Origin of the sequence: Allobosea sp. BK604 (genome assembly GCF_004341515.1) — a bacterium.
Taxonomy (GTDB): Bacteria; Pseudomonadota; Alphaproteobacteria; order Rhizobiales; family Beijerinckiaceae; genus Allobosea.
In genome coordinates this window covers 246,641-270,219 of the sequence record NZ_SLZF01000008.1, presented here as the reverse complement: position 1 = coordinate 270,219, position 23,579 = coordinate 246,641, and the positions used below count along the sequence as shown (strand labels likewise).

Genomic DNA, 23,579 nt, shown 5'->3' with positions numbered 1-23,579 from the left:
CATTATATGGTATGCCAGAAACCACCGCATGAGATTCTTATAATGCGCTCATGCGGCCAAAACACAAGGCAGGGGACCCGGGCTCGCGATGGCCAGAGCGCGCTTAGACATCCAACCGATCGAAGAGGTGCAGAGCCTCAAGAGCCGCACTTATGATGCTCTGAAAGCGGCGATCGGCACGATGAAGATCTATGACGCCGGCGCCGAGCTCAGACTCGACGAGCGCGCGCTGTCGCTGCAGTTCGGCGTCAGCCGCACGCCGCTGCGCGAAGCCCTCGCACAGCTCGAGCAGGAAGGCCTGGTTCGGATCGCGCCGCGCCGCGGCATCTATATCGTGCGCAAGACCAAGGCCGAGATCCTCGAGATGATCACGGTCTGGGCCGCGCTCGAGAGCATGGCGGCGCGCCTGGTGACGCAGGTCGCCTCAGACAGTCAGATCGCCGGCCTGCACGGGCTCGTCGACACATTCGACAGCGCCGATATCGATGCGCATATGGGCGAGTATTCCGACGCCAATATCCGCTTCCATGCCGCGATCATCTCGCTCTCGGGCTGCAAGCTGATCGGCGACATCACCAGCGGCCTCTTCACCCATGTCAGGGCGATCCGCCAGCGCACGATCTTCGAGAAGGATCGCGCCCGCCGCTCGATCATCGACCACAAGGAAATCGTCGAGGCGCTGGAAGCGCGCAACGGCGAACGCGCCGAGCGGCTCGTGCGCGAGCACACGCTCAAGCTCAGGGATCACGTCGAGCAGTTCGTTCAGCTCGACTGAGCAAGAACAAGAAACGACGCGACAAACAAGAAACAACGCTAGGGAGAAAGCGGTATGTCCGCAGTTGTACAAAGCATAGCTTCGAATGCCCCCGAGACTGAACGCGAGCTGACCGACGGCTTCCATCTGATCATCGACGCGCTCAAGCTCAACGGCGTGGAGACGATTTATGGCGTCCCCGGCATCCCGATCACGGATTTCGGCCGCATGGCCCAGGCCGAGGGCATCCGCGTCATTTCGTTCCGGCATGAGCAGAATGCCGGCAACGCCGCCGCGATCGCCGGCTTCCTGAGCAAGCAGCCGGGCATCTGCCTGACGGTCTCGGCGCCCGGCTTCCTCAACGGCCTGACCGCTCTGGCGAACGCCACGACCAACTGCTTCCCGATGATCCTGATCTCCGGCTCGTCCGAGCGCGAGATCGTCGACCTGCAGCAGGGCGACTATGAGGAGATGGATCAGCTCGCGATTGCGAAACCGCTGTGCAAGGCCGCCTTCCGCGTGCTGCACGCCGCCGATATCGGCATCGGTGTCGCCCGCGCGATACGCGCCGCCGTCTCCGGCCGCCCCGGCGGCGTCTATCTCGATCTGCCGGCCAAGCTGTTCGGCCAGGTGATGGATGCCGAGGCCGGCGAGAAGTCGCTGGTCAAGGTTATCGATGCTGCACCTGCTCAGATCCCCGCCCCTTCAGCGATCAAGCGAGCGCTCGACGTGCTCAAGGGCGCCAAGCGCCCGCTGATCATCCTCGGCAAGGGCGCGGCCTATGCCCAGGCCGATGACGCGATCCGCGCGCTGGTCGAAAAGAGCGGCGTTCCCTTCCTGCCGATGAGCATGGCCAAGGGCCTCCTGCCCGATACCCATCCGCAATCGGCCGGCGCAGCGCGCTCGACCGTGCTGAAGGATTCCGACGTCGTCATGCTGATCGGCGCCCGGCTCAACTGGCTGCTCTCGCACGGCAAGGGCAAGACCTGGGGCGACGCGCCGAAGCAGTTCATCCAGATCGATATCGAGCCCAAGGAAATGGACTCGAATGTCGAGATCGTCGCCCCCGTGGTCGGCGATATCGGCTCCTGCGTCGATGCTCTGCTCGACGGCATGGGCGGCAGCTGGTCGAAGCCGCCGGCGGACTGGATCTCCACCGTCACCACCAAGCGTGACGAGAACATCGCCAAGATGGCGCCGCGGCTGATGAAGAACTCGGCCCCGATGGATTTCCATGGCGCGCTCGGTGCCCTGCGCACGGTCATCAAGGAGCGTCCGGACGCGATCCTGGTCAACGAGGGCGCCAACACGCTCGACCTCGCCCGCGGCATCATCGACATGTACCAGCCGCGCAAGCGCCTGGATGTCGGCACCTGGGGCGTGATGGGCATCGGCATGGGCTTCGCGATCGCCGCCGCGATCGAGACCGGAAAGCCGGTCCTCGCTGTGGAAGGCGATTCTGCCTTCGGCTTCTCCGGCATGGAGGTCGAGACGATCTGCCGGTACGAGCTGCCGGTCTGCATCGTCATCTTCAACAATAACGGCATCTACCGCGGCACCGACACCGATCCGAACGGCCGCGACCCGGGCACGACCGTCTTCGTCAAGGACTCGCGCTACGACAAGATGATGGAGGCTTTCGGCGGCGTCGGCGTCAACGTGACGACCCCGGACGAGCTCAAGCGCGCGGTCGATGCCGCCATGGATTCCGGCAAGCCGACCCTGATCAACGCGGTGATCGACCCGACCGCCGGCAGCGAAAGCGGCCGCATCGGCAATCTGAATCCGCAAAGCGCACTCAAGAAGAAATAAGGGAGTATTCAAAAATGAAAGCGCTCGAAGGCGTCAAGATTCTCGATTTCACCCATGTCCAGTCGGGGCCGACCTGCACGCAGCTTCTCGCCTGGTTCGGCGCCGACGTGATCAAGGTCGAGCGTCCCGGCACCGGCGACATCACGCGCGGCCAGCTCTGCGACGTGCCGGATGCGGACAGCCTCTATTTCACGATGCTGAACCACAACAAGCGCTCGATCACGCTCGACACCAAGAACCCCAAGGGCATGGAAGTGCTCTGGGAGATGGTGAAGATCTGCGACGTTCTCGTCGAGAATTTCGCGCCGGGCGTGCTCGACCGCATGGGCCTGACCTGGGAGAAGATCCACGCCACCAATCCCCGGCTGATCGTCGCCTCGGTCAAGGGCTTCGGCCCCGGCCCCTACGAGGATTGCAAGGTCTACGAGAACGTCGCGCAATGCGCCGGCGGCGCCGCCTCGACCACCGGCTTCCGCGATGGCTTGCCGCTCGTCACCGGTGCCCAGATCGGCGATTCCGGCACCGGCCTGCACCTCGCGCTCGGCATCGTCACGGCGCTCTATCACCGCACCCATTCCGGCCTCGGCCAGAAGGTCGACTGCGCGATGCAGGACGGCGTGCTCAACCTCTGCCGCGTCAAGCTGCGCGACCAGCAGCGCCTCGATCACGGGCCGCTCAAGGAATACAGCCAGTTCGGCGAGGGCCTGCCCTTCGGCGATGCCGTGCCGCGCGCCGGCAACGATTCCGGCGGCGGCCAGCCCGGCCGCATCCTGAAGTGCAAGGGCTGGGAGACCGATCCCAACGCTTATATCTACTTCATCACCCAGGCCCCGGTCTGGGAGAAGATCTGCGACGTCATCGGCGAGCCAACCTGGAAGACCGACCCGAACTACGCCAAGCCGCCGGCCCGCCTGCCGCGCCTGAACGAGATCTTCGGGCGGATCGAGCAATGGACCATGACCAAGACCAAGTTCGAGGCCATGGACCTTCTCAACGAGTACGACATCCCCTGCGGGCCGATCCTGTCCATGAAGGAGATCGCCGAGGAGAAGTCGTTGCGTGACACCGGCACGGTCGTCGAGGTCGATCATCCGACCCGCGGCAAGTACCTCTCCGTCGGAAATCCGATCAAGCTGTCGAACAGCCCGACCGAGGTGAAGCGCTCGCCCCTGCTTGGCGAGCACACCGAAGAGGTGCTGCGCGACGTGCTGAAATTCGACGAAGCCCGCATCGCCTCGATCACCGAATCCGGCGCGACCGGCGCGGTGACGCGAGCTGCAGCCGAGTAACCGTTTCCCGACCGCTCCTCGACCTCCTCGAGAGCGACTTGGGGCGGCACCTCCGAAAGCGAGGTTCCGCCCCTTTTTTCTTCCGACGACGCCTCCGGCCGCAGAAACGCCGCGGCCTCGGCTAAAAGTCTATGTGGCGGTAGGAAAAGGACAATCTCGATCAAAATCTGATCAGGCCGCTTTTCCTACTTGACAGTATTCATGATTGGCATGCCAAATGCCAATATCACGCCGGCCGAGTGAGCAGCCCGCGAAAGGGCACCACGCAAGACCGGACCGGCGACAAGATTTCCACGGGAGGAAATTGATCATGGTGCAGCAAGCAGCCCTGAAAATCGATCAGCGCGAAGCCGACAAGGCGACGGTACGCAAAGTTCTCGACGGCGTGAAGGCCGATGGCCGCACCGGCCTGACGGCACCGGAGGCCAAGCTGGTCTGCGATGCCTACGACATTCCCCTGCCGAAGGAAGGCCTGGCCAAATCCGCCGACGAGGCGGTGAAGCTCGCCTCCGGCATGGGCTACCCGGTGGTAATGAAGATCGTCTCCGCCGATATCCTGCACAAGACCGATGCCGGTGGCGTCATCGTTGGCGTGAAGAGCGACGCCGAGGCGCGCTCCGCCCATGACACGATCCTGGCAAACGCCAAGAAGTACAAGGCTGATGCCAAGGTCGAGGGCATCCAGGTCCAGCAGATGCTGCCCTCGGGCGCGACCGAGACGCTGGTCGGCGCGATCACCGACCCGTCCTTCGGCAAGCTCGTCGCCTTCGGCCTCGGCGGCGTCCTGGTCGAGGTTCTCAAGGACCTGACCTTCCGTCTCGCGCCGGTGAACGAAGCCCAGGCGCTCGACATGATCGGCTCGATCAAGGCCAAGGAGATGCTCGATGGCGTGCGCGGCGGCGATCCCGTCAACCGCAAGGCGCTCGCCGCGATCCTCGTCCAGGTCTCGGCCCTGCTCGACGATTTCCCGGAGATCGAGGAACTCGACCTCAACCCGGTCTTCGCCACCAAATCGGCCGCGACCGCGGTCGATGCCCGTATCGTCTGCAATTTCGAGGCGCGCAAGGAGCGCTTCCGCCCGGATCAGGACGCGATCGTCACGGCGATGAACCGCATCTTCCACCCCAAGGCGGTGGCGGTGATCGGCGCCTCGAACGAAGCCGGCAAGATCGGCAACTCGGTGATGAAGAACCTGATCAATGGCGGCTACAAGGGCACGATCGTTCCGGTGCACCCGAAGGCCGACACGATCGAGGGCATCAAGGCCTATAAGTCGATCCTCGACTATGACGGTGTGGTCGATGTCGCGGTCTTTGCCGTGCCGGCCAAGCTCTGCAACGGCGCCATGGACGAAGTCGGCCGCAAGGGTGTTCCCGGCGCCGTGATGATCCCCTCGGGCTTCGCCGAGTCCGGCGAGCCGGAGCTGCAGGAGGAGCTGCTCGCCACTGCCCGCAAGCACAATGTCCGCATCATGGGGCCGAACATCTACGGCTTCTACTATACGCCGGAAAATCTCTGCGCGACCTTCTGCACGGCCTTCGACGTCAAGGGCAAGGCGGCCCTCTCCTCGCAGTCCGGCGGCGTCGGCATGTCGATCATCGGCTTCGCCCGCTCGACCAAGATGGGCGTCTCCTCGATCGTCGGCCTCGGCAACAAGTCGGACCTCGACGAGGACGATCTGCTGACCTTCTTCGAGCAGGATCCGAACACCTCGGTGATCGCGATGCATTGCGAGGACCTGAAGGACGGCCGCGCCTTCTCCGAGGTCGCCGAGCGCGTCTCGAAGAAGAAGCCGGTGATCGTGCTCAAGGCCGGCCGCACCGCCTATGGCGCCAAGGCCGCTGCCTCCCATACCGGCGCGCTCGCCGGCAACGACAAGATCTATGACGACATCCTCAAGGCCTCGGGCGTCATCCGCGCCCCCTCGCTGCGTGGCATGCTCGAATATGCCCGCGGCGTGCAGGTCCTGCCTGCCCCCAAGGGCGAGAACGTCGTCATCATCACCGGCGCCGGCGGCTCGGGCGTGCTGCTTTCCGACGCCTGCTTCGACAACGGCCTCACCCTGATGAAGATGCCGGAGGATCTCGACGCGGCCTTCCGCAAGTTCATCCCGCCCTTCGGCGCGGCCGGCAATCCGGTCGACATCACCGGCGGCGAGCCGCCGCTGACCTACCAGAACACGGTCCGCCTCGGCCTCAACGACGAGCGCATCCACGCGCTCATCCTCGGCTACTGGCACACGATCGTGACGCCGCCGCTGGTCTTCGCCGACAAGATGATCGAGGTCGTCACCGAGGCGCGCGCCAAGGGCATCGACAAGCCGATCGTCGCCTCGCTCGTCGGCGATGTCGAGGTCGAGAAGGCCTGCGAGAAGCTCTACGACCACGGCATCGTGGCCTATCCGTACACCACGGAGACGCCCGTCGAGGTGCTCGGCGCCAAGTACAAGTGGGCGCGTGCCGCCGGCCTGATCAAGGGCTGAGCGCAACCACCCGACTCCGACGACGCCCGGACTCCGTCCCGCGTCGTCGGCCCCCGCGCAGCGCGCGGTCGCTTCTCCCTCCCCCGGCGGGAGGGAGGCAGCCCTGTCCAATATCCAGGCTTCTATTTCCGAATGGCCGGCGCCGCGGAAAGGCCCCGGTCGCTCTCCCTGAACTCCGAGAGAGATCGCAATGAACATTCATGAATATCAGGCGAAGGGGCTGCTCCGGGAATTCGGCGTGCCGGTCCCCGACGGCTACCCCGTGCTCACGGCCGAAGATGCCGAAGCCGCCGCCAGGCAGTTGCGTGGCCCGGTCTGGGTGGTGAAGTCGCAGATCCATGCCGGCGGCCGCGGAAAGGGCACCTTCAAGGAGCCCGAAGCCGGCGAAAAGGGCGGCGTGCGCCTGGCGAAGTCGATCGACGAGGCCAAGGCTTTCGTCCATCAGATGCTCGGCCATACCCTCGTCACCGTGCAGACCGGCCCGGCCGGCAAGCAGGTCAACCGGCTCTACATCGAGGACGGTTCGCTGATCGACAAGGAATTCTACTTGTCGATGCTGGTCGACCGCGAGACTTCGCGGATCTCGTTTGTCGTCTCCACAGAAGGCGGCATGAATATCGAGGATGTCGCCCACGACACGCCGGAGAAGATCAAGACCTTCTCGGTCGATCCCGCGACCGGCATCATGCCGCTGCACGGCCGGACGGTGGCGGAGGCGCTGCATCTCAGCGGCGACCTCGCCAAGCAGGCCGAGGACCTGACCAACAAGCTCTATGCCGCCTTCGTCGCCAAGGACATGGCGATGCTGGAGATCAACCCGCTGATCGTCACCAAGGACGGCAAGCTGCGCTGCCTCGACGCCAAGATCTCCTTCGACGACAACGCTCTTTATCGCCACCCGGACGTCTTCAAGCTGCGCGACGAGACCGAGGAGGATGCCAAGGAGATCGAGGCGTCCAAATACGACCTCGCCTATATCGCGCTCGACGGCACGATCGGTTGCATGGTCAACGGCGCCGGCCTCGCCATGGCGACGCTCGACATCATCAAGCTCTACGGGGAATCGCCGGCGAACTTCCTCGATGTCGGCGGCGGAGCGAGTGAGGAAAAGGTCACCGCCGCCTTCAAGATCATCACCGCCGATCCGAACGTGAAGGGCATCCTCGTCAACATCTTCGGCGGCATCATGAAATGCGACGTCATCGCGCGTGGCGTCATCGCCGCGGTGAAGACGGTCGGCCTCGAAGTGCCGCTCGTTGTGCGGCTCGAAGGCACCAATGTCGAAGAAGGCAAGGAGATTATCCGCTCCTCGGGCCTGAACGTCATCCCGGCCGACGACCTCGATGACGCCGCCCAGAAGATCGTCGCCGCCGTGCGCAAGGGTTGAGGGGGACAACCATGGCTATCATGATCGACAAGAACACCAAGGTCATCTGCCAGGGCTTCACCGGCAAGAACGGCACCTTCCATTCCGAGCAGGCCATCGCCTACGGCACCCGCATGGTCGGCGGCGTCGCGCCCGGCAAGGGCGGCCAGACCCATCTCAACCTGCCGGTCTTCAACACGGTCGCGGAAGCCCGCGACAAGACCGGCGCCGATGCCTCCGTCGTCTACGTGCCGCCTCCGGGCGCGGCGGATGCGATCTGCGAGGCGATCCAGGCCGAGATCCCGCTGATCGTCTGCATCACCGAAGGCATCCCGGTGATGGACATGGTCAAGGTCAAGCGCATGCTCTCGGGCTCGAAATCGCGCCTCGTCGGGCCGAACTGCCCGGGTATCGTCACCGCGGGCGAAGCCAAGATCGGCATCATGCCGGCCAATATCTTCAAGCGGGGGTCGGTCGGCATCGTCTCGCGCTCGGGCACGCTGACCTATGAGGCGGTGTTCCAGACCACGCGCGAGGGACTCGGCCAGACTACAGCGGTCGGCATCGGCGGCGATCCGGTCAAGGGCACCGAATTCATCGAGGTGCTCGAGCTTTTCCTTGCCGATCCGAAGACCGAGTCGATCGTGATGATCGGCGAGATCGGCGGCTCGGCCGAGGAGGACGCTGCGCAATTCCTCAGGGACGAAGCCAAGCGCGGCCGCTCCAAGCCGATGGTCGGCTTCATCGCCGGCCGCACGGCCCCTCCCGGCCGCCGCATGGGCCATGCCGGCGCCATCATCTCCGGCGGCAAGGGCGGCGCGGAAGACAAGATCGCCGCCATGGAAGCGGCCGGCATCCGCGTCTCGCCCTCGCCTGCCCGGCTCGGCAAGACGCTGGTCGAACTGCTCAATGGCGAGCCCGCGGTGCAGAAGCGCTGCGCCGAGATCGAATGGTCGTTCTGAGCCGGCTCCCGGTTCTGCGAAAGCTTCCCAGCGGCATCCCGGCCTCGGCCGGGATGCCGCTGGCGTTTAGCGCATCGGCCCGAAAAGTGGATTTGCGGTTTTAGGAAAATGCAGCGTTCCGGCGCATATCCGGCATTTCAAACCGAGCCGTCTAGCTGTTAGAGCATCTGCAGCAACGGGCCGCCGACTCGCGGATATCCGGCCCGTTCATGCAGGAGTAGCAACCGTTGAGAGCGCCAAGGCAGACGTCTTCATCCGACGCCGTCACGCAGAAGCTCGTGCTCGAGCGCTTCGCGCCCGAAGAGACCTTCAAGACCAAGGTCTATGCCGCGCTGAAGCAGGCAATCATCAACATGGATATCTATGGCTCGCGCGAGCCGACCTGGATCGACGAGCGCCAGCTTTCGGAGAAGCTCGGCGTCAGCCGCACGCCGGTGCGCGAAGCGGTGGCCATGCTGGAGCAGGAAGGCTTCGTGAAGTCGCTGCCGCGCCGCGGCATCATGGTGCTGAAGAAGACCAAGAACGAAGTCGTCGAGATGATCCAGGCCTGGGCGGCGCTGGAGAGCATGGCGGTGCGGCTTGCCGTGCAGCGCGCGACCGATGCCGAGATCGCCGAGCTGCGCACGCTCTTCAAGGCCTTCGGCGACGCCCACAAGCCGTCCGACCATGCGGCCGAATATTCATCGGCCAACCTCGCCTTCCACCAGGCGCTGATCGGCCTCAGCAAATCGCAATTGCTGATCGAGATGACCGACAACCTGCTGCTGCACGTGCGGGGCATCCGCCAGATGACCATCGGCCGCGACGACCGCGCCAGCCGCTCGATCGTCGACCATCTCAGGATCATCGAAGCGCTGGAGAAGCGCGATCTGGCGGCAGCCGAGGAATTGTCGCGCGACCACACGCTCGGCCTCGCAGCCTATGTCGAAGAGCACGCCGACATTTTCGAGTGAGGCTCCCCGTCATTGCGAGCGCAGCGAAGCAATCCGGTGCAACCGTGCTCTACGTCCCCCTGGATCGCTTCGTCGGCTACGCCTCCTCGCAATGACGGGTTAGGGCAAGCTACTGCACGAAGCCGTTGCTGAGCGTGCCGATGCCGTCGATCGTCACCTCGATCGTATTGGTCGGATCCTTGATCGAGCCGACGCCGAGCGAGGTGCCGCAGCAGATCAGATCCCCCGGAAGCAGGGTCATGTCGTGCGAGATGCGGCTGACCAGCTCATGCGGCGGGAAGATCATGTCCGCGACCGGATAGTTCTGACGCTCCTGCCCGTTGAGCAAGGTGCGGATCGTGAGCGCGCTCGGATCGATGCCGCTCGCCACCACCGGACCGAACGGTCCGAACCCGTCGAAGCTCTTGGCCCTGACCCATTGCGAGAAGGTTGGGTCGGCCGCGATCAGATCGGCGGCGGTGATGTCGTTGACGCAGGTATAGCCGAAGATATGGGCACCGGCCTGCTCTGGGCTGACCCGGCTGCACGGCTTGCCAATGACGATGCCGAGCTCGCCCTCATAGACCACCTTGCCGGCATAGGAGGCCGGGCGCGGGATCGTCGCGCCGGGAGCCGCGATGCTGGACGGCGCCTTCATCAGGTAGAGCGGCTCCGGCGGCACCGGCATTGAGAGCTTGCCGGCAAGCGCGTGGAAATTGTTCCAGAGTGCGATGATCTTCGACGGCGCCACCGGCGGCAGCAGCGCCACCTCGGCGAGCGGCACGCGCTCGCCGGTCGGTTCTGCACCGGCGAACATGTCACCGTCGTGAATGGCGATCGCCTCGCCATCGACGAGGCCGAAGCCCTCGCCGCCATTCCAGGCGAAGCGGACCCAATGGGCCGCTCCGCCGCCATTCTGCTCCGCCGCAAGCCGGATCGGTGAGTTGGACATTGTCTCTCTCCCTCTCTGGCGGCGGCGTGCGGAGGCTGGTGGCCTCAGACCGCCACCACCCTCAGATTATTGGTGCTGCCCGCGCGCCGGAACGGCACGCCGGCGACGACGACGAGTTGCTCGCCGCGCTTGACGTATTCGGCCTTGAGCGCCTCGGCGACGGCATGGTCAACCATCTCGGAATAATCCGAGACCTCTTCGGTCTGGATGCTGTAGGTGCCCCAGAGCAGCGCGAGCCGGCGCGCCGTCTCGAGCTGCGGCGTCAGGCCGAGGATCGGCACTGCCGGGCGCTGGCGCGCGATGCGATAGGCTGTCGTGCCCTTCTCGGTGAAGGCGACGATGGCGGAGGCACCAATCACATCGGCGACCTGTGCCGCCGCGGCGGCGACCGCATGCTGCGGCAGCGGCTCGACCGTCGGCTTCAACGCCTCGATGATCGGGCGGTAGGAATGGTGCTTCTCGGTGCGGCGGATGATCCGGTCCATGGTCTCGACCGCCTGGAGCGGGAACTGGCCGGACGCGCTCTCGGCCGAGAGCATCACCGCATCGGCGCCGTCATAGATGCCGGTCGCGACGTCGGACGCTTCCGCGCGGGTCGGCGTCGGCGTCTGGATCATCGATTCCAGCATCTGCGTCGCGATGATCACGGGCTTGCCGGCGAGACGGCAGAGGCGCACCAGGTCCTTCTGCGCGCCCGGCACGTCTTCGGTCGGGATTTCGACGCCGAGATCGCCGCGCGCCACCATCACCGCGTCCGAGAGCGCAATGATGTCGTCGATGGCATTCAGGGCCGAGGGCTTCTCGATCTTCGACATCACGCCGGCGCGGCCGCCGACCAGTTGATGCGCCTCGATCAGATCGGAGGCGCGCTGCACGAAGGAGAAGGCGACCCAGTCGACGCCGAGCTCCAGGCCGAATGCCAGGTCCTCGCGGTCCTTCGCCGTGATCGGCGAGAGCTGCAGCACGGTATCGGGCAGGTTGACGCCCTTGCGGTCGCTGACCACGCCGCCGGTGATGACCTTGGCCTCGATCATGTCGTTGGTGCAGCCGGTGACCTGCAGCCTCACCTTGCCATCATCGACGAGCAGGTTGTGGCCGGGCAGCACTGCCTCGAAAATTTCCGCATGCGGCAGATGCAGGTGCTGCGCATCACTCGCCGCCTTGTCGAGCACGAGCTTGATCGACGAGCCCGTCGCCAGCATCTGCTTGCCGTCCTGCACCGCGCCGAGCCGGATCTTCGGCCCCTGCAGGTCCTGCAGGATGGCGATCGGATAATTCGCCTCCTTCTCCAGCCCGCGGATGATGTCGTAGCGCGCGCGGTGATCATCCTTGGTGCCATGGCTGAAATTCAGCCGGAACACGTCGACGCCAGCATGGAACAGGCGGCGAATCGTCTCGGCATCCGAACTTGCAGGCCCAAGTGTCGCAACGATCTTGGCGCGTCGATCTCTTTTCACGGTATCCTCACAATGCTTTGGCTCGGGCGGCGCGAATCCGCGCCGACCCTACCGGCTCTCGCATCATGAGGCGACCAACTGGCGATCGTCCACCACGGAGACCTGCTCCGGGAAGGTTGGGTAGACGCCCTTCGCACGCCCCATCTGCTGCACGAGCCCTAGCACGGCGTCGATATAGGGAGTGTGAACCCCGACCAGCCGGCCCATTTCCTGGACGGCGGTTAGCAGTGCGTCGATTTCCAGCGGCCGGCCCTTGTCCAGGTCCTGCAGCATCGAGGTGCGATGGGCGCCGACGCCGGCCGCCCCGTCGATGCGGCGGTCGACATCGACACGGAAGCGCGCGCCGAGCGTCTCGCCGATCTCCTGTGCCTCCAGCATCATGTTGCGGGCAAGCGCCCGGGTGCCCGGCTCCGTCGCGACGATATCGAGCGTCGCATGGGTCAAGGCCGAGATCGGATTGAAGCAGAGATTGCCCCAAAGCTTCAGCCAGATGTCGTCGCGGATATCGGTGAACACGCGCGGCTTCATCCCGCCGGCGGCGATCGCGTCGGCGAAACGCGCCAGCCGCGCGCTTTCCTGGCGATTGGGCTCGCCGAGCCCGAACTGGTCGCCATAGATATGCTTGATCACGCCGGGCTCGGTGATCTCCGTCGCCGGATAGACCGTGCAGCCGATGACGCGCTCGGGGCCGATCGCGTTCCACTGCCGGTCGCCGGGGTCGACGCTGCGCAGGCGCAGATCGGCATGCGGCCCTTCCAGCCCGTGGAAATACCACCAGGGCACGCCGTTCTGGGCGGTGACGACCGCGGTCTGCGGCCCGAGCAGCGGCTTCAGATCCTCGGCCGATTCCCAGGCCTGATGCGCCTTGAGCGCGATGATCACCACGTCCTGGCGGCCGAGATCGCGCGGATCCCGGCTCGCCGGCATATGCTCGGTGATCGTCTCGGTCTTGGTGACGAGGGTGAGGCCCCTGGATTTGATCGCGTCGAGATGGGCGCCGCGCGCGACCAGCGAGACATCGAGCCCGCCGCGCTTGAGCATCACACCCATATAGCCGCCGATCGCTCCGGCGCCGTAGATGCAGATCTTCATGGGCCTTCCTTTCTTGCTCTTATGAACTCGCGACCTGGTGGTTCGCCATGATCTCCAGCGCCCGCACCATGGCCGAGTGATCCCAGTCCTTGCCGCCATGGGCGACGCAGGCGTTGAACAGTTCCTGCGCGGTTGCCGTGTTCGGCAGCGACACGCCGATCGACCGGGCGCTCTGCAGCGCGAGGTTGAGGTCCTTTTGGTGCAGCCCGATGCGGAAGCCCGGATTGAAGGTGCGCTTGACCATGCGCTCGCCGTGGATCTCGAGGATCTTCGAGGAGGCGAAGCCGCCCATCAGCGCCTGGCGCACCTTGGCGGGGTCCGCTCCCGCCTTGGAGGCGAAGAGCAGCGCCTCGGCGACCGCCTCGATGGTCAGCGCCACGATGATCTGGTTGGCGACCTTGGTGGTCTGGCCGTCGCCATTGCCGCCGACCAGCGTGATGTTCTTGCCCATCAGCTCGAAGAGCGGCTTGACCTTGTCGAACGCCTCCTGCGGCCCGCCGACCATGATGGTCAGGCTCGCCGCCTTGGCGCCGACCTCGCCGCCGGAGACCGGCGCGTCGAGATACTGGCTCCCCTGGGCCTCGATCTTCCTGGCGAACTCCTTCGTCGCCATCGGCGAGATCGAGCTCATGTCGACGACGATGCTGCCCTTGCTGAGACCGAGCGCGACGCCATTGGTGCCGAACAGCACCTCCTCCACCTGCGGCGTATCCGGCAGCATCAGGATGACGATCTCGCTCGCCGCCGCGACCGCCTTCGGCGTCGGGTGGACCGTGACCGCCTTCGCCTGCAGCTCCGCATCCGGCGCCTTGTGATGGCTCGAGACGTGCAGCGTATGGCCGCCCGTGATCAGATGTTCCGCCATTGGGCGGCCCATGATGCCGAGCCCGATGAAGCCGATATTCGCCATAGTCGCTTATCCTCCGTTCGACTTGAGAACGTCGACCGTCCGTCTGCCCGTCACGCAGCCAAAGGGTGCCCCGGCAGCCAGATCAGGCCGTCGCGGGTGCTGCGGGCGGGCTTGTATTCGCAGCCGACCCAGCCACCGTAGCCGATGGCGTCGAGATGCCGGTAGAGGAACGGGAAGTTGATCTCGCCGGTGCCGGGCTCGTTGCGGCCGGGATTGTCGGCGAGCTGGATATGGCCGATCTTGTCGAGATTGGCCTCGATCGTGCGGGCCAGATCCCCCTCCATGATCTGCATGTGGTAGATGTCGTACTGGATGAAGAGGTTTGGCGACTCGACATCATCGAGCAGGTCAAGCGCCTGCTTCGTCGTGTTGAGGAAGAAGCCGGGGATGTCGCGGGTGTTGATCGGCTCGACCAGGAGCGCGATGCCCTCCTGGTTCAGCTCATGGGCGGCGAAGCGCAGGTTGTTGACCAGCGTCTCGTGCAGCCTGGCGGGATCGCTCCCTTTCGGCGCGATGCCGACGAGGCAGTTCACCTGCTTGCAGCCGAGCATGGTGGCATAGTCGATCGCCTGGAACACGCCGCGCTGGAACTCGCTCACCCGGTCCGGCAGGATCGCGATCCCGCGCTCGCCCTTGGCCCAGTCGCCCGCCGGCAGGTTGTGCAGCACCTGCGTCAGGTTCCAGCGCTTCATACGCCCGGCCAGCTCGTATTTGTCGTGCTCGTAGGGGAACAGGTACTCGACGCCGCGGAAGCCGCATTCCGCTGCCGCCTGGAAGCGTTCCAGGAAGGGCAGCTCGTTGAACAGCATCGTCAGGTTGGCGGCGAAACGAGGCATGGGTCTCTCCCCTGGTGGCGCTGATGATCGGGATTATTGGGCCGGCTGCAGCACGGGCTCGGGCAGAGGCAGGTCGAGCACCTCCTCGAACTCGACGATATTGTCGATCTCGGTGCCCATCGCGATGTTGGTGACGCGCTCCAGGATGAACTCCATCACCACCGGAACCTGATGCTCCTTGAGCCAGGCCTTGGCCTGGGCGAAGGCGGCCTTGAACTCGTTCGGGCTCTTCACCCGGATCGCCTTGCAGCCGAGCCCTTCGGCGACCGCGACATGGTCGACGCCATAACCGGCGAGATCGGGCGCATTGATGTTGTCGAAGGCGAGCTGGACCTGGAAATCCATGTCGAAGCCGCGCTGCGCCTGGCGGATCAGGCCGAGATAGGAATTGTTCACGACGACATGGATGTAGGGCAGCTTGAACTGCGCCCCGACCGCGAGCTCCTCGATCAGGAACTGGAAGTCGTAATCGCCGGAGAGCGCGACGATCTCGCGCTCGGGATCGGCGGCGCGCACGCCGAGCGCCGCCGGCAGCGTCCAGCCGAGCGGGCCGGCCTGGCCGCAATTGATCCAGTTGCGCGGATTATAGACACGCAGGAACTGCGCCCCGGCGATCTGCGACAGCCCGATGGTCGAGATGTAGCAGGTGTCGCGGCCGAAGGCCTCGTTCATCTCCTCATAGACCCGCTGCGGCTTCAGCGGCACGTTGTCGAAATGGCTCTTGCGAAGCATGGTCGCGCGCCGCTCGCGGCAATCCTGGGCCCAGTCGCTGCGGTTCTTCAGCAGCCCCTTGCCCTCCCGCTCGCGCGCCACGTCGACGAAGAGCTCGAGCGCCGCCTTGGCGTCCGAGACGATGCCGTAATCCGGATTGAAGACACGGCCGATCTGTGTCGGCTCGATATCGACGTGAACGAACGTGCGGCCCTTGGTGTAGGTCTCGATCGAGCCTGTGTGGCGGTTGGCCCAGCGATTGCCAATGCCGATGACGAAGTCGGAGGCGAGCATCGTCGCATTGCCGTAGCGATGGCTCGTCTGTAGGCCGACCATGCCGGCCATCAGGGGATGGTCGTCTGGAATCGCGCCCCAGCCCATCAGGGTCGGCACGACCGGGACCCCGGTCAGCTCGGCGAACTCGACCAGGAGCTCGGAGGCATCGGCATTGATGACGCCGCCGCCGGCGACGATCAGCGGCCGCTCGGCCGCGTCCAGCATCGCCATCGCCTTCTCGATCTGGCGGCGCGAGGCTGCGGGCTTGTAGACCGGCAGCGGCTCATAGGTCTCGTCGTCGAATTCGATCTCGGCCATCTGGACATCGACCGGCAGGTCGATCAGTACCGGGCCAGGCCGGCCCGAGCGCATCAGGTGGAAGGCCTGCTGGAAGACGCGCGGCACCAGCGCCGGCTCGCGCACGGTCACCGCCCATTTGGTCACCGGCTTCGCGATCGCCTCGATATCGACCGCCTGGAAATCCTCCTTGTAGAGCCGCGCCCGCGGCGCCTGGCCGGTGATGCAGAGGATCGGGATCGAATCGGCGATGGCCGAATAGAGGCCGGTGATCATGTCGGTGCCGGCGGGTCCGGATGTGCCGATGCAGACGCCGATATTGCCGGCCTTGGCCCTGGTATAGCCCTCGGCCATATGTGAGGCGCCCTCGACATGGCGTGCCAGGATATGGTCGATGCTTTGCCGGCTCTTCAGCGCCGCATAGAGCGGATTGATCGCCGCGCCCGGCACCCCGAAGGCTTGCGTGACGCCCTCGCGTTCCAGAACCCTGACAGCGGCCTCGACGGCCCTCATCTTCGCCATGGCGCAGCCTCCTGAAGAGATGCTCGATTGGCATACCAGATGCCAAAAGCGCCGTGGCGTCAATTTTTTTCAGAATGTTTTTTCGCAGCTAATTGAAAATAGAAATATCAATATAAATCAATGAGATATATTTATTCCAGAAATCACGGATTGGGTGTTTTGGAAAATAATTTCAGTTCTAATTGGCTCTTATCCCAGGACGTGCTTTCCTGGAGCCGATGAACGGAGCCCGGCCATGACCCTGACAGATCAACGCAAGACCCGCGGCCGCCCGCGCTCGCTGAAGGCGGCGATGACCGGCGGCTCGGTCCAGGCGCTCGACCGCGGCCTGTCCCTCCTTGCCATGCTGGCTGAGGAGGACGGCCTGACGCTGACGGACCTCGCCCGCAAATCCGGCTTTTCCGTCTCGACGGTGCACCGCCTCCTGCTGACGCTGGAGAGCCGCGGCTTCGTGCTGCACGAGATCGAGCGCGGCTCCTGGCTGATCGGGGTCGAGACCTTCAAGATCGGCTCGGCCTTCCTGCGCAACCGCCGCATCGCCAGCATGGGCCGCCTCACCATGCGCGACCTGATGGAAAAGACCGGCGAGACCGTCAATCTCGGCATCGAGGACGATGGCGAGGTCGTCTTCATCTCGCAGGTCGAGAGCCATGACACCTTACGTGCCTTCTTCCGGGCCGGCAGCCGCGGCGCCATGCATGCATCCGGCGTCGGCAAGGCGCTGCTCGCCGAATTGCCCGAGCACCGCGTGCGCCAGATCTGCGGCATGCGCCGGCTCGAGCGCTTCACCGAAAAGACCCGCACGGAGTTCGCCCTGCTGATGCGCGAGCTCGACGAGAGCCGCCGGCGCGGCTGGGCCCTCGACGACGAGGAGCGCACACTTGGGATGCGCTGCGTCGCCGCGCCGATCTTCAACGAGCATGGCGAGGCGATCGCCGCCGTCTCGACCTCGGGACCGAGCGTGCGCATCACCGCGCGCAAGCTCGACGAGTTCGGCCCGCTGGTGCGCCGGGCCGCCGACGAGATCACCGCCTCCATCGGCGGCCGTCTGCCGAAGCGGGATTGAGGAGCGCCCTCCCTTCTCAACGAGGCTAATCCCGGTCCGCCAGCGCCTGCCGGATCGTCTCGCCGACCAGATGCGCGCTCGGCGCGATGCGCACGCCGGCCGCCTCCAGCGCCTTGATCTTGCTCGCGGCATCGCCGCGTCCACCCAATGTCAGCGCGCCGGCATGGCCCATGCGCCGCTCGGGCGGCGCCTCGCGACCGACGATCAGCGCGACGATCGGCTTGGAGGGCTTCAGCCCGGCAATATAGTCCGCGACCTCCTCCTCTTCGGTCCCGCCGATCTCGCCGATCAGGACCACGCCCTCGGTATCGGCATCCTTGAGCAGCAGGTCGAGACAGTCACGCATGCCGATGCCGTGGATCGGGTCGCCGCCGACCCCGACGGTGGTCGACTGGCCGAGGCCGACGGCCGTGATCTGCGCCACGACCTCACTGGTGAGCGAGGCCGAGCGCGAGACGATGCCGATCCCGCCCGGCCGCTCGCTGCCGGTCGCCATCACGCCGAGCTTGCCGATGCCGGGCACCAGGACGCCCTGCGAATTGGCCCCGACCAGCGTGGTGCGCGAGCCCTTGAGCGCATCCTTGACCCTGACCATGTCGAGCGTCGGCACCCGCTCTGTGACGGTGACGACGAGCGGCATCTCCGCTTCGATCGCCTCCAGCATGGCAGCGGCGGCATTGGCAGGCGGGACGAAGACGATGCTGGCATTGGCGCCGGTCTCGCGCCGCGATTGCGCGACCTTGTCATAGACCGGCAAGTTCAGATGCGAACGCCCGCCCTTGCCAGGCGTGACGCCGCCGACGACCTGCGTGCCATATTCCATCATGCGCGCCACATGGTGGGTGCCGGCCCAGCCGGTCATGCCCTGGCAGACGACGCGCGTGTCGCGATCGAGGAAGACGGCCATGGCTCAGGCTCCTTTCGCTGCGATGGCGACGGCGGTCGAGGCCGCGCTCCACATGTCCGGGCAATCGACGATCTCGCAGCCGAAATTCTTGAAGCGAGAGCGGGCGAAATCCGCATTGTTGCCGGCGAGGCGCACCACCAGGGGCAGTTTGCGGCCGCTGCGCCGCATGGCGACTCCGAGCCCCTCGGCGATCGTGTCGCAAGGCTGCATGCCGCCGCCATGGACATTGATCAGGAGCGCCTTGGTCGCCGGATTGTCGAGCAGGAGCCGGAAGCCCTGGGCGATGTCGAGGCTCTTGGCGGTGGTGCGGATATCCATGAAATTGGCAGGCCGACCCTTGGCGGCGACGACCATGTCGAGCGTCGCGAGGCCGAGCCCCGCCCCGTTCGCCACCAGGCCGATATCGCCATCGAGCTGGACATAGTTGAGCTGGTGGCGCTGCGCCTGCAATTCGGCGGCGCTGGCCTCGTCCTCTTCGCGCAGCGCCGCGAGGTCGGGGTGGCGGAACATCGCGTTGTCGTCGAGCATCATCTTGACGTCGAGCGCGACCAGGCCGCCCTGCTCCGTGACCGCCAGCGGGTTGATCTCGATCAGGCTGGCATCGAGCTCGAGGAAGGCCCGTCGCAGGCCGTCGACCAGCGCGCAGCCCTGCTCCTGCAGGGCGCCGTCCAGCCCGAGCTCGGAGAGGAACCGGGCGATCTCCTGCTTCCGCGGCTCGCTTCCGGCGCCGAGCCTGAGCTGATTCACCTTGATCTCGCCGCGTGCTGCCTGCTCCTCGATATCGGCGCCGCCCTTGGCGCTGCCGATCAGCATCAGTTCGCCGGACGAGGAATCGACCAGCAGGGCAAGGTGCAGTTCGCGCTTCGCCGCGATCGCGGTCTCGATCAGGAGGCGCTTGACCATCTCGCCGTTACGACCGGTCTGCGCTGTCACCAGCTTGCGCCCGAGCAGCCGCCCGGCGACGCTTTCCGCCGCCTCCGCGGCATCGACCTGATGCACGCCGCCGGCCTTCTGGCGGCCACCGGCCTGGATCTGGGCCTTGACCACCACCGGCCCGCCCAGGCGCCGCGCTATGTCGCCGGCTTCCGGCGCGGTGATCGCGACGCCGCCCTCCGGCACCTGCAGCCCGTAGGGGGCCAGCAACTGCTTCGCCTGGAACTCATGGATCTTCATGGTTCGCTCCCTCTGATCGTGCCGTGAGCGGCATCGTTTTATAATTGGCATACATTATGCCAGAAACCGGCCGTAGACAACCGATCTCGCGGTCGCCCGCGGCACGGCGAGAATGGCGCAGGAATGCGTTGAGATCGCGATGCACCGGTTGTTCCGGCGGCCAGGCGATGCTGCCTATGAAAAGGGCAGATGCGCCAAAGGCATCACCAATCTCCCCCTTTTCGAACTATCGCGAATGCGCATAGGTTGATCGAAACGGGGAAAAAGCCTGACATGGTCGCGTTCGACGAAATGACCGGCATGGGGACCGAGTTACGGCCGGCTTACGACGCGCTCGACCGCTGGTTGAAGGAAGCTCCCCCAGAGATGCTCGCCCTGCGCCGCAGCCAGGCCGAGCTGTTCTTCCGGCGCATCGGAATCACCTTCGCCGTCTATGGCGACGAGGAATCGACCGAGCGGCTGATCCCCTTCGACATCATCCCGCGCGTCCTGACCAAGCCGGAATGGAGCAAGCTGGAAAAGGGCCTGCGCCAGCGCGTCACCGCGCTCAATATGTTCCTGGCCGATGTCTATGGCCCGAAGGAATGCCTGAAGGCCGGCATCATCCCGCCCGACCTGGTCTATCGTAACGCGTGCTACCAGCTGCAGATGGTCGATTTCCAGGTGCCGCACGGCATCTACTGCCACATTGCCGGCATCGATGTGGTGCGCGTCGACGCCGATACGTTCTACGTGCTGGAAGACAATGCCCGCACGCCGTCGGGCGTTTCCTACATGCTCGAGAACCGCGAGGTGATGCTCAGGCTGTTCCCCGAGCTCTTCGCGATGCATCGCGTGGCGCCGGTCGATAACTACCCGGATCAGCTTCTTGCGACCCTGCGCTCGGTCGCGCCGCGCAGCGCCCCTTCCGACCCGTCGATCTGCCTGCTGACGCCCGGCCAATACAATTCGGCCTTCTACGAGCACTCGTTCCTCGCCGACAAGCTCGGCATCGAGCTGGTCGAGGGTTCGGACCTCCTGGTCAAGGACGACGTCGTCTACATGCGGACGACACAGGGGCCAAAGCGCGTCGACGTGATCTACCGCCGCATCGACGACGACTTCATCGATCCGCTCGTCTTCCGCGGCGATTCCGTGCTCGGCGTGCCCGGCATCATCGGCGCCTATAAGGCGGGCAATGTCACGCTCGCCAATGCGGTCGGCACCGGTGTCGCCGACGACAAGGCGGTCTACAGCTACATGCCGGAGATCGTGAAATTCTTCACCGGCGAGGAGCCGATCCTGAAGAACGTCCCGACCTTCCGCTGCCGCGAGCCCGAGGCCAATGCCTATGTGCTCGACAACCTTGAGAAGCTCGTCGTCAAGGAGGTCAACGGCTCCGGCGGTTACGGCATGCTGGTCGGCCCCCATGCCAACAAGGCGCAGATCGAGACCTTCCGGCGCAAGCTCAAGAGTCACCCGGAAGGCTTCATCGCTCAGCCGACGCTGGCGCTCTCGACCTGCCCGACCTTCGTCGCCTCCGGCGTCGCGCCGCGCCATGTCGATCTGCGCCCCTATGTGCTCTCCGGCGCCAACGGCATCTCCTGCGTGCCGGGAGGCCTGACCCGCGTCGCGCTGAAGGAAGGCTCGCTCGTGGTCAATTCCAGCCAGGGCGGCGGCACCAAGGACACCTGGGTGATCGATGCATGAGGGAAAGACCTGGAACGGCCCCAACCAGACCATCGCCCCGCACGCTGCGAAAAGGCCTGACCTGACCATGCTCTCGCGCACCGCCGACAGCCTCTACTGGGTGTCCCGCTATGTCGAGCGGGCCGAATACCTCGCCCGCATCCTCGACGCGACGACACGCCTGACCAACCTGCCCTCCTCCTATGGCGGCGCCGGCACGGAATGGCAGAGCGCGGTCGCGACCGCCGGCTGCGAGGACACCTTCGCCAAGGCCTATGGCGAGGCCAATGAGCGCAATGTCTGCGACTTCCTGACCTTCAACCCCGACAACCCCTCTTCGATCCGCAACTGCTTCGCCCTCGCCCGCTCGAATGCGCGCGCCGTGCGCACAGCGCTAACCTCGGAAATGTGGGATGCGCTGAACAGCGCCTGGCTCGAGTTGCAACGCTTCGAGAAGAAGCGCATGGACCGCGAGGAATTCGCCCGCTTCCTCGAATGGGTGAAGAATGTCTCGCTGGTCTTCGACGGGTCGGCCTATCGCACCATGCTGCGCGACGACGGCTACTGGTTCTCGCGGCTCGGCATGTATGTCGAGCGCGCCGACAACACCGCGCGTATCCTCGACGTGAAATACCATGTCCTGCTGCCGGAGAACGAGCAGGTCGGCGGCTCGCTCGACTATTTCCAATGGACGACGATGCTGCGCGAGGTCTCGGCGCTGACCGCCTATCACTGGGTCTATCGCGAGGCGGTGAAGCCGCTGCTGATCGCCGACCTGCTGATCCTGAACCGCCGCATGCCGCGCTCGCTGGCGAGCTGCTACGAGAACATCTCGCGCTTTCTCGACTCGCTCGGCGATGCCTATGGCAGGCAGGGCCCGGCCCAGCGCCAGGCCCGCAAGACGCTGGCCAACATGTCGAACACCCATATCGACTCGGTGTTCCAGCGTGGCCTGCACGAATTCATCGAGGACTTCATCACCGAGAACAACCGCCTCGGCCACACCATCTCCGAACAGTATCTGCAATAGGCCCCGGGGCGGCTCGCGCGAGCGCGCCGTCGCAGGCTGGAACAGGGACGGAAGACGCCTCGCGAGCGCCATGCGGATCAAGATATCCCACTCGATCACCTACGCCTATGACGAGCCGGTCAGGCAGATCACGCAGATCCTGCGCCTGACCCCGCGCGATCACGATGGCCAGCATGTGATGTCCTGGCGCATCGAGCCCAATATCGACGGTCGCCTGCGCGCCGGGCAGGATCCTTACGGCAACCTCGTCCACACCTTCTCGGCCGATGGACCGATCTCGGGCCTGTCGATCCAGGTCGACGGCGTGGTCGAGACGCTCGATCTCGCCGGCGTGGTGCGCGGCGCGATCGAGCGCGTGCCTCCCGAGGTCTTCCGCCGCGACACCTTGCTGACCGCTCCCGACGATGCGCTGCGTGAATTCGCCGTCGCGGCGACGCGCACCGACGCGACGCCGCTCGCCAAGATGCATGCGCTGACGGAAGCGCTCCATAGCGAGATGACCTGCGACCGCTCGGGCCAGCGCAACGGCATCGGCGCCGCCCCCGCCTTCGCCGCGCGCGAGGGCATCCCGCAAGACCTCGCCCATGTCTTCATGACCTGCGCCCGGCAGCTCGGCCTGCCGGCCCGCTATATTTCCGGCTATGTCGCGGCCTCTGATGCTCTGCCCCTGGCCGAGGGCGCCCATGCCTGGGCCGAGATCCATCTCGACGATTACGGCTGGATCGGCTTCGACTGCGCCAATGGCCTGTGCCCGATCGACACCCATGTCCGCATCGCAGCCGGGCTCGACTTCGCCGATGCCGCCCCGGTGCGCGGCGCCCGCAAGGGCGGCAGTGGCGAGAACCTTGCCGTCAGCGTCAGCGCGCGCAAGGCAGGCAGCCGGCAGGTCAACCAATAGGCCGAGCGCGATTGCGACTGTCGCAATCCGCTGCTAGAGCACGCGCCGATCTGATCGCGCTGCGATCAGATCGGATCACGCGTTCTCTATCAATCGTTTAGAGACGGATTCACCGATCAGGTTGATTCAACCTGATCGGATCCGGCTCTGGCAGCGGGGCAGGCGATGCCGGCCGCGGCCATGTCCG

The 23,579-nt window shown here is 65.4% G+C and carries 19 protein-coding genes; 11 read left to right on the top strand and 8 right to left on the bottom strand.

Features of this window, described 5'->3' with window-relative positions; genetic code table 11:
• Positions 1–88 precede the first annotated feature (88 nt).
• The 7 genes from EV560_RS24510 to EV560_RS24480 all read left to right on the top strand — a co-directional run bounded on the left by EV560_RS24510 (position 89) and on the right by EV560_RS24480 (position 9,618).
• Positions 89–775: a GntR family transcriptional regulator gene (locus EV560_RS24510; protein ID WP_131858441.1), complete on the top strand. Its 687-nt coding sequence runs from the start codon at positions 89–91 to the stop codon at positions 773–775.
• 54 nt (positions 776–829) lie between these two features.
• Positions 830–2,566 (top strand): oxalyl-CoA decarboxylase, encoded by a 1,737-nt coding sequence (gene oxc / locus EV560_RS24505; protein WP_131858440.1) that lies wholly within the window; start codon positions 830–832, stop codon positions 2,564–2,566.
• Between the two features lie 14 nt (positions 2,567–2,580).
• Positions 2,581–3,855: a formyl-CoA transferase gene (gene frc, locus EV560_RS24500; protein WP_131858439.1), complete on the top strand. Its 1,275-nt coding sequence runs from the start codon at positions 2,581–2,583 to the stop codon at positions 3,853–3,855.
• Between the two features lie 310 nt (positions 3,856–4,165).
• Positions 4,166–6,337: an acetate--CoA ligase family protein gene (locus EV560_RS24495; RefSeq protein ID WP_131858438.1), complete on the top strand. Its 2,172-nt coding sequence runs from the start codon at positions 4,166–4,168 to the stop codon at positions 6,335–6,337.
• Between the two features lie 190 nt (positions 6,338–6,527).
• Complete coding sequence (gene sucC / locus EV560_RS24490) at positions 6,528–7,724, top strand: ADP-forming succinate--CoA ligase subunit beta (RefSeq protein ID WP_131858437.1); 1,197 nt, start codon at positions 6,528–6,530, stop codon at positions 7,722–7,724.
• A gap of 11 nt (positions 7,725–7,735) precedes the next feature.
• Positions 7,736–8,665: a succinate--CoA ligase subunit alpha gene (gene sucD, locus EV560_RS24485; protein ID WP_131858436.1), complete on the top strand. Its 930-nt coding sequence runs from the start codon at positions 7,736–7,738 to the stop codon at positions 8,663–8,665.
• A gap of 227 nt (positions 8,666–8,892) precedes the next feature.
• Positions 8,893–9,618 (top strand): GntR family transcriptional regulator, encoded by a 726-nt coding sequence (locus tag EV560_RS24480; RefSeq protein ID WP_131858435.1) that lies wholly within the window; start codon positions 8,893–8,895, stop codon positions 9,616–9,618.
• 109 nt (positions 9,619–9,727) lie between these two features.
• Here the strand turns inward: EV560_RS24480 and EV560_RS24475 are convergent, their stop codons facing one another.
• The 6 genes from EV560_RS24475 to gcl form a co-directional block, all read right to left on the bottom strand.
• Positions 9,728–10,549 (bottom strand): fumarylacetoacetate hydrolase family protein, encoded by an 822-nt coding sequence (locus tag EV560_RS24475; RefSeq protein WP_131858434.1) that lies wholly within the window; start codon positions 10,547–10,549, stop codon positions 9,728–9,730.
• 44 nt (positions 10,550–10,593) lie between these two features.
• Entirely contained in the window at positions 10,594–12,006 is a 1,413-nt protein-coding gene (pyk, locus tag EV560_RS24470; RefSeq protein ID WP_131858433.1) for a pyruvate kinase, read from the bottom strand.
• 63 nt (positions 12,007–12,069) lie between these two features.
• The gene (locus EV560_RS24465; RefSeq protein WP_131858432.1) at positions 12,070–13,098 is read right to left on the bottom strand and encodes a 2-dehydropantoate 2-reductase; all 1,029 of its coding nucleotides are present in this window, start codon (positions 13,096–13,098) and stop codon (positions 12,070–12,072) included.
• Between the two features lie 19 nt (positions 13,099–13,117).
• On the bottom strand, positions 13,118–14,008 hold the full coding sequence (gene glxR, locus EV560_RS24460; protein WP_131858431.1) for a 2-hydroxy-3-oxopropionate reductase: 891 nt from the start codon (positions 14,006–14,008) through the stop codon (positions 13,118–13,120).
• Positions 14,009–14,058: 50 nt separating this feature from the next.
• Positions 14,059–14,844: a hydroxypyruvate isomerase gene (gene hyi, locus EV560_RS24455; protein WP_131858430.1), complete on the bottom strand. Its 786-nt coding sequence runs from the start codon at positions 14,842–14,844 to the stop codon at positions 14,059–14,061.
• 33 nt (positions 14,845–14,877) lie between these two features.
• Positions 14,878–16,650: a glyoxylate carboligase gene (gene gcl / locus EV560_RS24450; RefSeq protein WP_131858429.1), complete on the bottom strand. Its 1,773-nt coding sequence runs from the start codon at positions 16,648–16,650 to the stop codon at positions 14,878–14,880.
• A 235-nt stretch (positions 16,651–16,885) separates the two neighbouring features.
• Here gcl and bhcR point away from each other — a divergent pair, with 235 nt between their 5' ends.
• Positions 16,886–17,716 (top strand): HTH-type transcriptional regulator BhcR, encoded by an 831-nt coding sequence (gene bhcR, locus EV560_RS24445; RefSeq protein ID WP_131858428.1) that lies wholly within the window; start codon positions 16,886–16,888, stop codon positions 17,714–17,716.
• Positions 17,717–17,741: 25 nt separating this feature from the next.
• On the opposite strand, the gene sucD (EV560_RS24440) is transcribed toward bhcR, so the two are convergent.
• Together sucD (EV560_RS24440) and sucC (EV560_RS24435) are read right to left on the bottom strand one after the other, a co-directional pair.
• Positions 17,742–18,623 carry a succinate--CoA ligase subunit alpha gene (gene sucD, locus EV560_RS24440; RefSeq protein WP_131858427.1) on the bottom strand — a complete coding sequence of 294 codons (882 nt, stop codon included), beginning with the start codon at positions 18,621–18,623 and terminating at the stop codon, positions 17,742–17,744.
• Positions 18,624–18,626: 3 nt separating this feature from the next.
• Entirely contained in the window at positions 18,627–19,796 is a 1,170-nt protein-coding gene (sucC, locus tag EV560_RS24435; RefSeq protein ID WP_131858426.1) for an ADP-forming succinate--CoA ligase subunit beta, read from the bottom strand.
• Positions 19,797–20,069: 273 nt separating this feature from the next.
• Between sucC (EV560_RS24435) and EV560_RS24430 the strand changes: the two genes are divergently transcribed.
• From EV560_RS24430 to EV560_RS24420, 3 genes are all read left to right on the top strand, one after another.
• The gene (locus EV560_RS24430; protein WP_131858425.1) at positions 20,070–21,485 is read left to right on the top strand and encodes a circularly permuted type 2 ATP-grasp protein; all 1,416 of its coding nucleotides are present in this window, start codon (positions 20,070–20,072) and stop codon (positions 21,483–21,485) included.
• A gap of 67 nt (positions 21,486–21,552) precedes the next feature.
• The gene (locus EV560_RS24425; RefSeq protein ID WP_131858595.1) at positions 21,553–22,494 is read left to right on the top strand and encodes an alpha-E domain-containing protein; all 942 of its coding nucleotides are present in this window, start codon (positions 21,553–21,555) and stop codon (positions 22,492–22,494) included.
• 70 nt (positions 22,495–22,564) lie between these two features.
• Complete coding sequence (locus EV560_RS24420) at positions 22,565–23,392, top strand: transglutaminase family protein (RefSeq protein ID WP_131858424.1); 828 nt, start codon at positions 22,565–22,567, stop codon at positions 23,390–23,392.
• The last annotated feature ends 187 nt before the right edge of the window (positions 23,393–23,579 follow it).

Excerpts from the sequence above, each read along its gene's own strand:
- EV560_RS24510 (WP_131858441.1), top strand. The coding sequence starts at position 89 with ATGGCCAGAGCGCGCTTAGACATCCAACCGATCGAAGAGGTGCAGAGC.
- oxc (WP_131858440.1), top strand. The coding sequence starts at position 830 with ATGTCCGCAGTTGTACAAAGCATAGCTTCGAATGCCCCCGAGACTGAA.
- frc (WP_131858439.1), top strand. The coding sequence starts at position 2,581 with ATGAAAGCGCTCGAAGGCGTCAAGATTCTCGATTTCACCCATGTCCAG.
- EV560_RS24495 (WP_131858438.1), top strand. The coding sequence starts at position 4,166 with ATGGTGCAGCAAGCAGCCCTGAAAATCGATCAGCGCGAAGCCGACAAG.
- sucC (WP_131858437.1), top strand. The coding sequence starts at position 6,528 with ATGAACATTCATGAATATCAGGCGAAGGGGCTGCTCCGGGAATTCGGC.
- sucD (WP_131858436.1), top strand. The coding sequence starts at position 7,736 with ATGGCTATCATGATCGACAAGAACACCAAGGTCATCTGCCAGGGCTTC.
- EV560_RS24475 (WP_131858434.1), bottom strand. The coding sequence starts at position 10,549 with ATGTCCAACTCACCGATCCGGCTTGCGGCGGAGCAGAATGGCGGCGGA.
- EV560_RS24465 (WP_131858432.1), bottom strand. The coding sequence starts at position 13,098 with ATGAAGATCTGCATCTACGGCGCCGGAGCGATCGGCGGCTATATGGGT.
- glxR (WP_131858431.1), bottom strand. The coding sequence starts at position 14,008 with ATGGCGAATATCGGCTTCATCGGGCTCGGCATCATGGGCCGCCCAATG.
- hyi (WP_131858430.1), bottom strand. The coding sequence starts at position 14,844 with ATGCCTCGTTTCGCCGCCAACCTGACGATGCTGTTCAACGAGCTGCCC.
- gcl (WP_131858429.1), bottom strand. The coding sequence starts at position 16,650 with ATGGCGAAGATGAGGGCCGTCGAGGCCGCTGTCAGGGTTCTGGAACGC.
- bhcR (WP_131858428.1), top strand. The coding sequence starts at position 16,886 with ATGACCCTGACAGATCAACGCAAGACCCGCGGCCGCCCGCGCTCGCTG.
- sucD (WP_131858427.1), bottom strand. The coding sequence starts at position 18,623 with ATGGCCGTCTTCCTCGATCGCGACACGCGCGTCGTCTGCCAGGGCATG.
- sucC (WP_131858426.1), bottom strand. The coding sequence starts at position 19,796 with ATGAAGATCCATGAGTTCCAGGCGAAGCAGTTGCTGGCCCCCTACGGG.
- EV560_RS24430 (WP_131858425.1), top strand. The coding sequence starts at position 20,070 with ATGGTCGCGTTCGACGAAATGACCGGCATGGGGACCGAGTTACGGCCG.
- EV560_RS24425 (WP_131858595.1), top strand. The coding sequence starts at position 21,553 with ATGCTCTCGCGCACCGCCGACAGCCTCTACTGGGTGTCCCGCTATGTC.
- EV560_RS24420 (WP_131858424.1), top strand. The coding sequence starts at position 22,565 with ATGCGGATCAAGATATCCCACTCGATCACCTACGCCTATGACGAGCCG.